The following is a 13365-nucleotide window of genomic DNA, read 5'->3' on the forward strand; positions in this document are numbered from 1 at the left end:
GAGTACAATGTCCTCCTGACTAGATGACCTCTTTGGTCATGTTATATTTGATGCATCGTTAGTGGAAGCTGATGCTGATGGTCGTCCAGTACCATTTCCAGCCGGTATATTTCACCAGATTGGTATGGGTTTCAATGAGATATTCCGGTATGGTGATGCTTGCGGCAAACAATGCGCACCAGCCCAGCTTGACTGCCGCCGAGCTCTTTTCCGGGTAATAAAGATTATAATAAACGGCCACAACCGGATAGCATAGATACTCGAACACAAAGCTGGTGCTGCTGGACTTGGCCAGCTCCCGCACCGGATAAACAAGCCAGCCGGCCTCCACGACGACCAGTCCCAGAAGCCAGGCCAGCATGTTCTGGAACATAAAAACGGCGTAGGCCTCCCTGCGGCGGCGGGCGGGAATGACAACCAAACCCGTGATTCCACTAAGATAAACGAATCCCAGAAAGCCGTATTGCCAGCCGATGCTCATGCCCTGTCCCCTCCCCCGTTCCGCTTCAGCCCCCCGAAATACCATGCGGTGTACGTGCGGGTGGCGTTAAGTGCAAAGAGCATAATCAGAAAGCTGAGCAGCCAATTGAATTTTACATGATGGATGAGGTCCGTATAGGCGTCCACCAGCTGCATCAATCCGGATAAGCCGCCTACCGTGACAACCTGATAGACAGCCCGCTTCCATTTGGGGGCGAAGGTCGGGTAATAGAGAAGGACCGCCATGGAAACCATGGGGTAAAGCAAATAGTTGAGGGTGAAATTGGCCCGGGTGGCAATGGGGAATTCCCGGACGGGGTGAGTGATAAGGCCCAGCTCCACCAGCAATAAACCCACAGGCCAGGTGATCACCTGGGCGGACAGGAACAGGATGCACCCTTCCTTCAATCTGTTCCGGGGAACCAGAAACATTCCGATGGCGAAGCAGATCAGCCAGAAGGCAACGAGAATCCCTCTTTCCAGCGTCATCTTCTTGGCCCCCTTTTACGCATATGCGATATTCTCTTAGTGTGCATTATTTGGTACAGGTTATAACTGATGTAAGTAATTTTTTGGTCATTTGCAGCCAAAAGCCGCCATCCGCCGGAACAAAATCCGGCAGATGACGGCTTGATAAGCCGGCTGTCGTTTATGAATCAATTATAACGCCCGATGCATACGCCCGTCCTTCCAGCTCCAGCCCCTCCGGCTCTGCGGGGGCAGGCAAAAGCGGGGCGGCAACGGGATTGCCCGTATGGTCCAGATAAGCGGCCACCGGGAAGTTGCCGTGATAAACGCACACCTCGTCCCGGAAGCCGGGGCCTTCGATGCGCAGTCCGGTGGCTTCGTGGGGGAGGAGCGGCTTTCCGTTCAGGCTGGCCGCAAGCCGGGTTATGCTTACCTCCGGCGGCCGGTCCCCCTGGAAGGGAAGAATCACCGTCTCCATCACCGCGCCGCCGGTGGAGGTCAGAGACCGTTTGGCTACCGGTATGGGAGCATATTCCCCCCGGAGGAAGAAGAGCCCCTCCTCCATGGACAGCTTCGCCCCCTCCTGCCGGGGATAAGCCAGGAGAACACCCGCATCCTGACGGACGGCGGAGATTTGCCCCTTCGCCCAATCGCAGACCGCCGCCCCCGGGGTCAGGTGGTAACGCTGCTCATACAGATGCCGCTCCTTGGCGTCGAACAGATCGATGACCAGCCAGTAGCGGTTCTTGACGAACAGCACCTTCCGGGAATGGATGACAGGGTCGTCGCAGCGGGTGTAGCCGTAGTGGCTGGCGTAGACATAATCAAACTGCCCGCTGCTGCGGAAGTCCCAGATTTTGCAGGCGGCCGATGGCGGCGTGTTCCAGTGGAGGCTGCGGACATGCTGGTCCAGACCATCCACCGTCGCCGTATTATGGGCCTTGGTGGAGACCATGTATTTGCGCTCCTTGTTCCATTCGTACAGGCCCATGCCCACATCCCCCACCAGCTCCCGGCCGTAGGCGTACAGCACCAGGCTGAGGGCGTCGGCATGGGTGTGCCCGGCGTGGCCTACTCCCGCCCGCATGGCCATGTACAGGGCTCCCGCTTCCCAGGAGGAGCGGGAGAGGACATAGCCGCCGATGGGGAAGCAGGCGGCGGTTTCCTCCGGCGGCTTGGCCTCCAGCCGGTCATACGCCTCCACGGCAGGCGGCCCCAGCCGGAACAGGAGGGAAAAGGGCAGCCGCGGCCCGCCCAGGCCCTTGAAGTCGGAGCGCCCGAACAGCATGGCGCCCAGGCTCATGACCTCGCGCAGCTCCCCGGCGGAATGGGCATCCGTATCCCCGATCCGCGGCAGCTGGGTATCCGGTGTCAGCAGATGCATAAGCACCGCATACATCTTCTCCAGAATCTCCCCGTAAACGGCGGGAGGCGTCATGCCTACGCTGCGGAAGAGGGGCAGCAGCTCAAACAGGTCGCGCATCACCACCAGATGGTAGTTGGGGCTGGCTTCAAACTGAACCCCGTCCTCATACACATTCTGGCGGATATAATACGGAAACTCCCGCAGGCCGTATTCCAGCCAGTCCGCCGCTTCCTTAAGCTCCGGCAGGAGCAGGGCGATCTGCAGGAGCCCCCGCAGCTGCATGCAGGCGTGATTGCCATGGGTGGCATGGTACAACCGCACATATTGTGCGTGCTGATGGAAGGACTTGATCAGCTTCATCTTCACTTCGTTGGCGAAGGCCGGGGAGCGGAAGAAGGTGATGAAGCCCTCCGGCAGATGGAACATCCGGACGCCTACGGTCAATGGCTCCCAGGTGCAATGCTGCACCCGGAAGGTATCCTCCAGCGGCGCAGGGTTGTCCGTCAGGAAATGATCCATCATATCGTTAAAGCACCTGGCATATTTCTCATCGCCGGTGAGGCAATAGGCCCGCGACAGATGCTTCACATAGCTGAACCGGGTAAGATGGAGCTGGTACTGGGAGCTGTCGAAGAGCCAGCGGTTCCAGTCATATCCGCTCCCGGCAAATTCCGCTCTTCTTCCCTTGAAGAGAGGCAGGCTGCCGGCTGCAATCCGGTCCGCCTCCACAACGGACAGGAGGGCCTCCTCATCCCCGCTGTACCGGGCCCGGGTATGCCTCATCAGCTCAGGCACCTCCTCCGGGCCGAAGTAATAGCGCTTAACGGCTCCCGAGCCGATGTAATTCAAGTAGGCGTCCCGGGCCGCTTCCGTCTCCCCTCCGGAGAGCAGGGCCTTTACCTCCGCCAGCTCGGGGCGGTTCAGGTCCAGACATTCCTCCATAAACTGCCGGTCTCCCGGCAAGGGTTTGGTGTACCGCGGATCATGCCGCAATTCCCTGTAACCCAAGGTCATTTTTCCTCACCCCTATTCTTTGATCGATCCCAGCATCGCCCCGTGGGCAAAATATTTCTGCAGGAACGGGTACATCAGCACAATGGGCAGCATGGCCAGAAGAATGGCCGCATTCTGCACATTGGGACCCAGGTTGGCGGCCACCGAAGCATCCAATGCGGCCTCCGTGGAAATTTTGGAGGAGCCGATGGCCACCATCTGGCGCAGCAGGGGCTGGATGGGCCAGCGGTTGGTGTCGTTGATGTAGATGACCGCCGAGAAGAACTCGTTCCAATACTGCACCAGGAAGAACAGGGTGAAGGTGGCGATAATCGGCTTGGACAAGGGCAGCACCACCGAGAACAGAATCCGGAATTCCCCGGCCCCGTCAATCCGCGCCGCCTCGTCCAGGCTTTCAGGCAGGCTTTGGAAGAATGACCGGATCACCATAATATTAAACGCGCTGGAGGCTGCCGGAAGCACAATGGCCCAATACGTGTCGATAAGACCCAGGTTCTTGACCACCAGATAGCTGGGGATCAGGCCGCCATGGAAGATCATGGTGAAGAAGATGAACAGAAGCATGACTCTCCGCCCGGGAACCCCTCTTTTGGAAAGGGAATAGGCCAGCGTGATGGAAACCGCCAGATTGACGCAGGTGCCCAATGCGGTAATCAGCACCGAATTCTGCAAAGACCGCAGGAACTCCCGGGCATTCAGCAGGTATTGGTAGGCTGCCAGTGTCCAGTTTTTGGGCCAGACGAAGAAGTTCCCGGCCATGGAATCCGCCGGCAGACTGAAGCTGACGGCGATAATGTACAGAAACGGCAGGATGACCGTTAGGCAAAGCAGCGTGATGATGGCTCCGATCATCACATCAAACCAGGTTACGCGCGCTTGCATATCTGTTTCCCCCCGTTCTAGAAGATGCCGTCTTCGCCGAGAAGGCGGGCCGCATAGTTGGCAGACAGCACCAGAATCAGGCTGACTACGGATTTGAACATGCCGACGGTAATGGCGAAGCTGTAATTGAACTGCTCCAGACCCACATGGTACACATACAGGTCGAATACGTTGGACACATCAATATTGAGACTGTTGGACATCAGGAAAATCTGCATGAAGTTGGAGTCCAAGGAGGAGCCCAGACGGAGCAGCAGCAGAATCACAATGGTGCTTTTGATCCCCGGCAGGGTAATATGCCAGATATTCTGGAAGCGGTTGGCCCCGTCCACCTTGGCGGCTTCGTACAGCTCGGGATTAATCCCGGCCAGAGCGGCCAGGAAGATGATGGTCCCCCATCCGGCATCCTTCCAGATGGCCTGGAACACCACCAGCGGGCGGAACCAGTCATTGCCGGTCAGGAAGGCGGCGCCGCTGCCCAACCATTGGTCCAGGTAATGGTTGATGACTCCCGACGGGCCAAAGAAGGAAATGGTGATGCCGTATATGACAACCCACGATAAAAAGTGGGGCAAATAGACGATGGTCTGGGAAATCCGCTTGAAGGCGGAAAACCGGATTTCGTTCAGCATAATGGACAGCAGAATGGTAAACGGAAAATAGACGGTCAAATTCAGAACGCTGATAAGCAGCGTATTTTTCAGGAGCATAAAAAAGTCCGGGGTACTGAAAAACTGGCGGAAATTGTCCCCGCCGACCCATGGGCTGTCCCAGAGTCCCTGGAACGGGCTGTAGTCCTTGAAGGCCAAAATCAAGCCCCACATGGGCGCATAGTGAAACGTGATAAAATAAGCGATGCCCGGCAGCGCCAGCACATAAAACGGCCAATATTGCTTCAGCCATCGAAAGCGGATTGTTTTTTGTCTGTTTAGGATTAGTGCTCTCTCCATAGCCGGGGCCTCCCATCCGGATGCTCCGGCACAGGGAGAGGCTCCCCGCGCCGGCTTCCGGGCTTTTTCTGTGAGAATATTTTCATACGGGGGATAGGTTTACTTATGGTCCTCGTTGTATTGATCCAGCAATTCCTTGGTGATTTGTACGCCTACGCCGCTGGTCCAGGCGTCGATTTCCTTCTGCACATCCGCCCATTGGGTTTCTCCAAGCACATACTTGGTCATAACCGCGCCCATTTTTTTGTAGCTGTCGGGATTTTTGGCCGCCGTCGGCGAGTTGTAGCTCAGGAACGGATTAACAACGCCCGCTTTGCTGATGACATCCAGAGTCGCCTTTTGCTTTTTGAGAATCTCCTCATCCTTCGAGGTGGCGTACACATAGGGGTCCACCTTGTTTTGCAGGACAAACTGGGAGGGTTTATCCAGATCCGCCTGCTTCTTCTGCTCCTCGTTCATCACGGCGATGCCGTTCTTGAATTCGCTGGAATGGACGCCGATGATGCCGGTTTTGGAGAACACATAGTTTTCTTCGGAGGCGGTGAAGTTCAGGAAGTCCACAATCTTCTGCACCTTGTCCTTGGGAACGGAGGTGGGAATGGCCCACAGGCCATAATAGCCGCTGATAACAGCCACGCCGCTTTTTCCGGTAGGACCTTCGAGCAGATCCACCACGGCGATATCCGCATTGGGATCAACCTGCCGCATCTTGGCCAGATTGTCCTCGGTGTAGTCGCTGACATTGCCGACAAAGGCGCCTGCCACACCGGCTTGAAATTTATTGCGCATTTGCGCCTGGCCCTTGAGCACGGGAGCATCCTTATCGATCAGGCCCTTGCTCCAGGCGTCCTTCAGCCAATCCAGGTAGTTCTTGTATTCCGGGGTCTGGAAGTCCCGGATCACTTTGCCGCCGTCCAGCTTCCAGGTATACGGAACCTCGTAGGCAAAGGAAATCGGCATGATACCGCCGAAGGGCCCCGGGCTGCCGATGCCATCCGTTGCATAAAGGGTGAGCGGCACGGTTTTGCCGCCGCCTGCCGGATCGTTCTTCTTGAAGGTTTCCAGAGCCTTGGTGAACTCATCCAGCGTTTTGGGAACTGCCAGGCCGTATTTGTCCAGCCAGTCCTTGCGGATAATAATATTGGCTTCGCCTCCGCCGTACAGCCCCCGCGGCCGCGGAATGCCGTAAATCTTGCCCTGCACCCGCACGTTGCTCCACACGTTCTCATCCAGCTTGTTGATATTGTCCGCATTCTTCAGATACGGAGTCAGGTCATGGAAAGCCCCCATCTTCACCAGACTGGTGAATTTGTCGTCCTTGCCGCCGTCCAGAAGCAGAAGATCATAGGAGTCTCCCGCGGAGATGGCTACGGACAGCTTGTCTTTGTACGCTTCGGAAGGCACGAAGGTAATATCCAGCTTCACATTGCCCCGCTTCTCAATGTCCTCCTTGGCCTTGTTGTTGTCGGTGGTAGGCGGGTTGCCGAAGAGAATTGTCATTGCCTTGATGCTGGTAGGCGCTGCGCTGGCCGCAGGCGCTTGCCCGGTTGCGGCTCCCGGCTGCTGGGTGGCGGAGCTGCCCGCCGCATCCTCCTTGCCGCAGCCTGCCAGCACTGTGCCCATGGAAAGCGCCGCTGCCAGAACCGGCAGCCATATTTGCTTTGCTTTCATTTTCATCCCCCATTTCGTTGTAGTCACCCGTTTGATGCTGCTTGCCTCTTACACTTTGGATTATAGAGGATCATGCGGAGCGTTTACATGTCGGGAATCAGGGAAAGTGTCACCGTTTTTCACATTCCGGGCAAACCGGATGTTCCTCATGTAAGCGGTGTATTATAATAAGGCCATATCCTCCCGGACGGGAATCCATGCCGGAAGACAAGGAGAGCGCAAGGTGAAATCCAACTTTTTCAGCTTTCTCAAGAAGAGCTTTTATATCCGCATGATCCTGATTATGCTGGGCGTCTCCGTCATCCCGCTGATTATTCTGTCCTGGATTTCCATCGGAGTGTCCACCAATACGGTAGAAAAACAGGTGAACCGCCTAAACGAGCAGCTGGTGAATCAGGTGGTGGACCGGGTGGAGCTGACCATGTCCCGGCTTCGGGAGCTCTCCGACCAATATTCCCGCATCAGCTCCATCCAGAGTGCGCTGGTTCCTCCCGAGGAGCTGTATTTCGAAGAGGTGACCCGAAAGAAGGAGCTGATCTCCCTCTTAAGCACCGCCTCGGCGGTAATCGGCAACGTGCAGGGGCTTCAGGTCTATTCCGCCGTTACCGGGGAGGTGCTTTCCTCTTATGAGGCGCCCGCCACCTTGCAGGACTCGCCCTACCGGCATTTGATTGAGCGCTTCCTGGATGTGAAGGGGACCAGCCTGTTTCTGGACAAGGAGGCCTTGACCCAGGAGGAATCCCTAACCCTGCTTCAGAACGCCGTCTATTATATCAGCCGGATTCCCTCCGACCGGTTCGAGGAGATGACTGGCGCGCTGCTCATCTCCATGAACGCCAACCAGTTCCAGCAGCAGATTGAAAATATCCAATTGGGGGGCAAAGGCTCCGTCTCGCTGGTGACCCGAAACGGCCTTACCGTCGCCACCACCAGCCGGCTTCCCGCCGGGGAGGATCAGGAGCGGCTGGCGCGGATTCTGGAGCATTGGCGGGAGCAGGAGCGGCCCAACCAGTTCGGGATGGATTCCTCCATTATCTCGGTGAAGCAAACCTCCACCTATGACGGCTGGATTGTCATCTCCGAGATTCCGTCCCGGGAGCTGACCGAAAGCACCGGCATTATCCGCCAGACCGTAGGCTATTTCCTGCTGTTCCTGATCGGCTTGGGGGTTATCGCCATCATCGCCTTCGGCTACCAGCTGTACCGCCCGCTCCAGGCGGTGAGGAGGCAGGTGGACGCCATCAAAAAAGGCCATTTTGACGCCCGGGTGACCCATTTTGCCAACAACGAAATCGGCGAGCTGGGACGGATGCTCAATTCCATGGCCGTCCGCATTGAGGACCTGCTGGGGGATCTGCAGGAATCGGAGGAGCTGAAGCGCCGTCTGGAAATCCGGGCCCTGCAGTCCCAGATCAATCCCCATTTTATGTACAACACCTTAAACACCATCCGGATGTTCGCCATGCTGAAGGATTATGACAAGATCAATACCCTCATGGGACGGCTGGTTTCCCTCCTGCGCTATTCCATGGAAAACTACGAGCAGACCGTCCGGTTCAAGCAGGAATTCGCCTATCTGGAGGATTATGCGGAGCTCTTGAACATGCGCTACAAGTGCCGGATTCTCCTTCATGCAGAGGTGGAGGAGCCCCTGGAGGGCCTCTTGATCCCCAAGCTCAGCCTGCAGCCCTTGATTGAAAACGCCGTGTTCCACGGCATTCTGCCCAAGAAGGCGGAGGAAGGGCATATCCGTATCCGGCTATATTCCCTGCCCGCCCCGGATCATCTGGTGGTGCTGGAGGTGAGGGACAACGGCGTGGGGCTGGCGGAGCGGGAGCTGGAGCGCTTGCGGCTGCATCTGTTGCGGGAAGAGTCCAATGAGAATATCGGGTTGAAAAATGTGTGGATGCGGCTTCGGCTCATGTTCGGCAAAACAGCCGAGGCGCAGTTGGAGAGCCGTCCGGGGGAAGGGATGACCATCCGGTTTCTGTTCCCCGCGGACACGGTGCAGGTAAGAGAGGAGGGAGACCCGGATGAGCAAATACAAGGTGATTCTGGTGGAGGATGAAATTCCCGCCAGGATGGTCTTCCGGCAGATGATTGAGGCCAGAAGCGATCTGTTCGAGCTGGCCGGAGAAGCGGAGGACGGACAGGACGGGCTGGCCCTGGCGGAAGCCCACCGTCCCCATCTGATTGTGACGGATATTACCATGCCCCGGATGACGGGGCTGGAGATGCTCCACGAGCTGGAGAAAAAAGGGCTGGCCGCCCCCCAGGCGGTGATCCTCACCTGCCACCAGGACTTCCACTATGCCCAGCAGGCCATTCAGCTGAAGGCCGCTTCTTATCTGATCAAGGACGATTGCCTGTCCGATCCCGATCTCTTGGTCCGCACGATGGAGGGATTGGCCTGGAAGGTGGACCTCCATGACCGGGACCGGGAGAAGCAGCTGCTGCTGGAGCAGAAGGTCCGCTCCAATGAGGTGGAGATTGAGCAGAATTTGTTCCTGGACATGCTGCGCAATCCGGCCGCCGAGGCCCGCTGGCTGGAAAGTCTGGAGGCTGCGGGTATTCCGGCGGAGGGTGCGCCCTTCCGGTTGCTGCTGCTGGAGCTGGACCGGGGCTCCCTGCGCTTCTCCATGGACCAGCTGGAGGAGCTGAAGCTGTGGCAGTTCGCCGGGGTGAATGTGCTGAAGGAGCTGCTGGAGGGGATGGGAGAAAGCAAGGTGGTGGCGCTGGACAAGGGGCGTTTTCTTGCCCTATATGTATCCGAGCGGGACGGCTCTCTCTTGCCCCAGAAGGTGATGAACAGCTTCAACGCTTTCCTCAAAATGAACTGCATTGTACTGCAATGCCTGTTTGCGCCGGGGCTCGGCAAGCAGCTGCCGCTGGTGAAGAAGATGGCCGGCTCTCCCTACCCGTTCTTCTACCGCAGCAATGAAACGCTGGCGGCCCGGGAGTGGGAGCAGGCCTGCCATTTTGCGCCTATGGATGAGCAGCACAGCCGCTTCTGGATGCGGGTGGTGCGCCAGGCGCTGCTGGAGCCCCATGCGGGGGAGGCCGCTCTCGAAAGCGAGCGGAATTCCTTTTTGCAGCAGGCGGCGGAACACCGCTGGGACCCGGAGCAGATCAAAGCCCTGTATCTGCGGGCGTTCCTGGACATCAGCCACTTCAAGCCGGAGGGCGGAGCGGGGGCCGGAGCCGGGGCGGATCTGGAGGCGGAGCTGCGGAGCCAGCTGGCCCAATGCCAGACCTTCCTGGCCGTCCATAACGCCACCTTCATGCAGTTCCACAAGCTCCAGCAGCTGCACAGCGACACGAAGAAAATCGATGCCTCCATCGCCCGGATCGTCCAGCGGATGCATGAGGATGTGGGCTATCCCTTCCGCCAGGAGGAGCTGGCGGCTTCCATCAACTACAGCATTCCCTACTTCAGCAGCATGTTCAAAAAAACCACCGGCGAAAGCTTCATCCAATATCTGACCCGCCTGCGGATCGAAAAGGCTAAGCTGCTGCTCCTGACCACGGACCAGAAGACCTTTGAAATCGCCGATTCCGTGGGCATGGAGAATTACCGCTCCTTCAACCGCCTGTTCAAGCGGGAGACAGGGATGACCCCCTCGGACTTCCGCAAGCGGATGGAGTAAGGAGGCGCGCGGCGGCTGGACCGGGCGGGGATGACCCTTTGCGCTTTCGAGAAAAACCTGACGAAAAATCACCGTCAGGTTTTTTGCGTTGTGGTGGGCCACCTTGTGCTGACCTGATCTGCATCCCCCCCGTCCGTCCCCGCACCGGAAAATGGCCTGCGCTTACCCCTTCTCTCTGCACCCGGAAGAGCGTAGCGGAACTGTGCGACTCTTAAAAGCAGCTTTTGCCACTTTTTCTCACCTTTACGGAACTAAGAAACCCTTATTCCCCGCCGCGACCTGATTTCCTCCCTATTTTCGCCGAATCAGGGATGGAACGGTTTCTTAGTTCCGTTAATTCTCCAAACTCCCGTTTTCACCTCCATAAGAGTCGCTGAGTTCCGCAACAGCAGCCAACCGGCCTGTCCCCGACAACTGCTCGCCAACATCACTTCGGAAGGACGAAAAAAGGAGGACTGACAACCTGAGTTTGTCAAGAAGCCGAGCCGCCTCACACAGGGCAATCACATCAGGCCAAGGTAGAAAGAGCGCAGAAACCGGGTTTTCGTAGCCAGGTTTTGTATGCGTCAGAAGGACAAAAGCTTCCAGAATGTCCGTTGGAAAGTGGACATCGCGGCTACAGAGATCGCTCCGGGACACATGTCTATATATAGGGGTTGAACAGCATTCGTTTTCCGTATATTGTGTTTTGTATGCAAAATAGGGGAGGGGAGAGCTACTCTGCTCATGTCCACTGTATGAAAGACAAAATTCGCAAAATGTCTACTGTGAAGGAATAAAACCACAGCACAACCCCGTTAAAAACGCATAGAGGCATGTTTCGTACAAAGTCTAATGCAATTGCCCTGCCGTTTCCCGATATATACTGATATGTGCAAAAAACAGGCCCGCCGTTTCCGGCAAACCTGTCAGCGCTTCCGCATATGCCTTTATATTTTGCCGCCGCTATCCCGCCTGGGGCGGCAATAATAGATCCGGGGATAGCGCAGGCCGCCAAGTATTTCCATGCACACGCTTCCCGCCACGAACGACACCAATTGCCAATCCAGCTGGCGCAAGCCGCTCATACCAACGCCTCCCTTTGGTCTTTCTACTACCATATGTCCCCGGCAAGTCGTCCTATGTGCCGGGGAACGGGAGGCAGAGGTGCAACGCTGTTCGTACCGGCCGGTTTGAGGCTGGATGCAGCAGGATTGAGTTACTCCGCGAACCGTTTTTCCAACGCTTGTTTGGCCCGGTAGTCCGACAGGTTGAACGCCTGCCAGTCCTTTTTCTCCCGGAGCAGCTCCAGCTTGCCGCGCAGCCGCTCCTCCATATCCGGGTAAACCACGCCCCCGAGTTTGGACAGACGGGGAATGGCATCGCTGGACAGGGACAGCAGATAATTTCCGTCCAGCTTGCCGCTTTGCTCGTAACGCTCCAGGTTCAGCCGGGCAATGGCCGCTTCCATCCCCACGTAATTCATCAGCACATAAGCGCCAAGTCCCATCACAATGTACCACTTGATGAGAGGAAACCGGGGCAGCCTTACCCGCACAGCGGCCAGCACCAGCAGAAGCGCCAGAAAAATCATAAAGGCATGCACCAAAAACCGTATCACCGTATAGCCGTAAGCCTCCTCGTACAAGGCCAGCCGGGTATACGCCGAATACAGCATGATGCAGGAGCAGCCCACCAAGAGATAGAGCATCCACCCGTTGAAGCGGACGGCCCCCCTGAAGCTACCTTCCCCCGCGGGCAAGCTGACTAAGAGGAGCAGATAATTCAGCGCCGTAACCGCCACCAGCTCTCCGAAGCCTTTCCGGGCATAATCCGCATAGGTTGCCCCCTCCGGCAGAACTCCCTCCCAGGCTCCGAACAAGTAGCTGAACTGGACCGCCACAAACAGCACATACACCACATTGACCAAAGCCAGCACCGTTGCCGCCGTGACGGGATTCATCCCCCATCCCCCGCGGAGAATGCCGCCTGCCCCCTGTTGCTCCCGGGAGTCCTCCGTTTCCCCGCCGTCCTTCTCCGGATGAAGGAAGCCGCTCACATATCCGAACAAGCACAGGCCCATCACAACAGTCCACAATAGCCTGATCCCGCCTTCAGTCAGGGAAAGCCCGGCCAGCCAGTCGGGGATGCCGTCCAGCACCTGGTGAAAGATACCGTCCGCAGAGGCCAACAGCGAGATGACCACCGCCAGCAGCGGACAGGCAATGGCCAGTCCCACCAGCACACCCTTCACCGTTTCCCGGCGCTTCGCCTCCATCCGCCCGGTAACGGATTTCAGCAGCAGCTCCAGCGCCGTCCTCCAATGCCGCAGATTCTGGACGATCAGATGATCCAGGGCAATAAAAATCAGGCTGTCCCTGTCCCAATCCGGACGCCTCCAGTCCAGGCAGTACGCCATATGGATCAAAGCCAACCCGGGGACAACCAGCACATTGAGCCCGCGGAAAAAGGGCGAGTCAAACACCATCAGAGACACCGCCAGCAAGGCCACCACAACCCCCAGGTAACGGGCAAAGCCGTCTGCCGAACGCAGCCTGTCCTTTGCCCCCGCATACATAAACAGGTAGAACAGCAGCACAAACAACGGAAACGAAATGCCGGGCTCATGCTCAAAAAACAGCCATTGATGCACCGCTCCCAGCATAACCGCCAATAGCAAGAGCGCAAGGGGCTTGCCGTAGACCCGGCGGGCGACAGTCTTCATGGAAACGACCTCCTAATTCTTTCTATCTTCCATCTTACCTGATAAAATGAGAAAATAAATAGAAAGCTAGGCGCGGTTTATTTCCTATTTGTTTGAGAAAATGCCATGCACTGCGCATTTTCATTCGGGGGCTCCCCCAAAAGTACCCGGAATTTGCTTCAAAGCGTCTCGTCACTTTTGGGG

The 13365-nt window shown here is 57.2% G+C and carries 10 protein-coding genes; 2 read left to right on the forward strand and 8 right to left on the reverse strand.

What is annotated here, in order from left to right:
- Positions 1 to 58: 58 nt before the first annotated feature.
- The 6 genes from DQG13_RS28250 to DQG13_RS28275 form a co-directional block, all read right to left on the reverse strand.
- Positions 59 to 481: a CBO0543 family protein gene (locus DQG13_RS28250; RefSeq protein ID WP_113023541.1), complete on the reverse strand. Its 423-nt coding sequence runs from the start codon at positions 479 to 481 to the stop codon at positions 59 to 61.
- Positions 478 to 969, reverse strand: coding sequence for a CBO0543 family protein (locus DQG13_RS28255; protein ID WP_113023542.1), 492 nt, complete (start codon positions 967 to 969; stop codon positions 478 to 480). The genes DQG13_RS28250 and DQG13_RS28255 overlap by 4 nt, the downstream gene beginning before the upstream one ends.
- A 160-nt stretch (positions 970 to 1129) precedes the next feature.
- Positions 1130 to 3328, reverse strand: coding sequence for an alginate lyase family protein (locus tag DQG13_RS28260; RefSeq protein ID WP_113023543.1), 2199 nt, complete (start codon positions 3326 to 3328; stop codon positions 1130 to 1132).
- 12 nt (positions 3329 to 3340) lie between these two features.
- The gene (locus DQG13_RS28265; RefSeq protein WP_113023544.1) at positions 3341 to 4210 is read right to left on the reverse strand and encodes a carbohydrate ABC transporter permease; all 870 of its coding nucleotides are present in this window, start codon (positions 4208 to 4210) and stop codon (positions 3341 to 3343) included.
- A 17-nt stretch (positions 4211 to 4227) separates the two neighbouring features.
- Positions 4228 to 5160 carry an ABC transporter permease gene (locus DQG13_RS28270; RefSeq protein WP_113023545.1) on the reverse strand — a complete coding sequence of 311 codons (933 nt, stop codon included), beginning with the start codon at positions 5158 to 5160 and terminating at the stop codon, positions 4228 to 4230.
- 99 nt (positions 5161 to 5259) lie between these two features.
- Positions 5260 to 6831, reverse strand: a complete 1572-nt coding sequence (locus tag DQG13_RS28275; RefSeq protein WP_181593047.1) for an extracellular solute-binding protein — start codon at positions 6829 to 6831, stop codon at positions 5260 to 5262.
- Between the two features lie 223 nt (positions 6832 to 7054).
- Here DQG13_RS28275 and DQG13_RS28280 point away from each other — a divergent pair, with 223 nt between their 5' ends.
- Together DQG13_RS28280 and DQG13_RS28285 are read left to right on the forward strand one after the other, a co-directional pair.
- Positions 7055 to 8899, forward strand: coding sequence for a cache domain-containing sensor histidine kinase (locus tag DQG13_RS28280; RefSeq protein WP_146767224.1), 1845 nt, complete (start codon positions 7055 to 7057; stop codon positions 8897 to 8899).
- Positions 8865 to 10478, forward strand: a complete 1614-nt coding sequence (locus DQG13_RS28285; RefSeq protein ID WP_113023548.1) for a helix-turn-helix domain-containing protein — start codon at positions 8865 to 8867, stop codon at positions 10476 to 10478. The genes DQG13_RS28280 and DQG13_RS28285 overlap by 35 nt, the downstream gene beginning before the upstream one ends.
- Positions 10479 to 11407: 929 nt before the next feature.
- Here DQG13_RS28285 and DQG13_RS31055 read toward each other — a convergent pair.
- Positions 11408 to 11545 (reverse strand): hypothetical protein, encoded by a 138-nt coding sequence (locus tag DQG13_RS31055; RefSeq protein ID WP_181593048.1) that lies wholly within the window; start codon positions 11543 to 11545, stop codon positions 11408 to 11410.
- A 131-nt stretch (positions 11546 to 11676) separates the two neighbouring features.
- Positions 11677 to 13182, reverse strand: coding sequence for a DUF4153 domain-containing protein (locus tag DQG13_RS28290; RefSeq protein ID WP_113023549.1), 1506 nt, complete (start codon positions 13180 to 13182; stop codon positions 11677 to 11679).
- Between the last annotated feature and the right edge of the window lie 183 nt (positions 13183 to 13365).

It is taken from the genome of Paenibacillus sp. YN15 (assembly GCF_003285005.1).
In the GTDB taxonomy this organism is placed as follows: Bacteria; Bacillota; Bacilli; order Paenibacillales; family NBRC-103111; genus Paenibacillus_AR.

What these genes read in the sequence shown, in the direction of transcription:
- DQG13_RS28250 (WP_113023541.1), bottom strand. Translation starts at nt 481, where the DNA reads ATGAGCATCGGCTGGCAATACGGCTTTCTGGGATTCGTTTATCTTAGT.
- DQG13_RS28255 (WP_113023542.1), bottom strand. Translation starts at nt 969, where the DNA reads ATGACGCTGGAAAGAGGGATTCTCGTTGCCTTCTGGCTGATCTGCTTC.
- DQG13_RS28260 (WP_113023543.1), bottom strand. Translation starts at nt 3,328, where the DNA reads ATGACCTTGGGTTACAGGGAATTGCGGCATGATCCGCGGTACACCAAA.
- DQG13_RS28265 (WP_113023544.1), bottom strand. Translation starts at nt 4,210, where the DNA reads ATGCAAGCGCGCGTAACCTGGTTTGATGTGATGATCGGAGCCATCATC.
- DQG13_RS28270 (WP_113023545.1), bottom strand. Translation starts at nt 5,160, where the DNA reads ATGGAGAGAGCACTAATCCTAAACAGACAAAAAACAATCCGCTTTCGA.
- DQG13_RS28275 (WP_181593047.1), bottom strand. Translation starts at nt 6,831, where the DNA reads ATGAAAGCAAAGCAAATATGGCTGCCGGTTCTGGCAGCGGCGCTTTCC.
- DQG13_RS28285 (WP_113023548.1), top strand. Translation starts at nt 8,865, where the DNA reads ATGAGCAAATACAAGGTGATTCTGGTGGAGGATGAAATTCCCGCCAGG.
- DQG13_RS31055 (WP_181593048.1), bottom strand. Translation starts at nt 11,545, where the DNA reads ATGAGCGGCTTGCGCCAGCTGGATTGGCAATTGGTGTCGTTCGTGGCG.
- DQG13_RS28290 (WP_113023549.1), bottom strand. Translation starts at nt 13,182, where the DNA reads ATGAAGACTGTCGCCCGCCGGGTCTACGGCAAGCCCCTTGCGCTCTTG.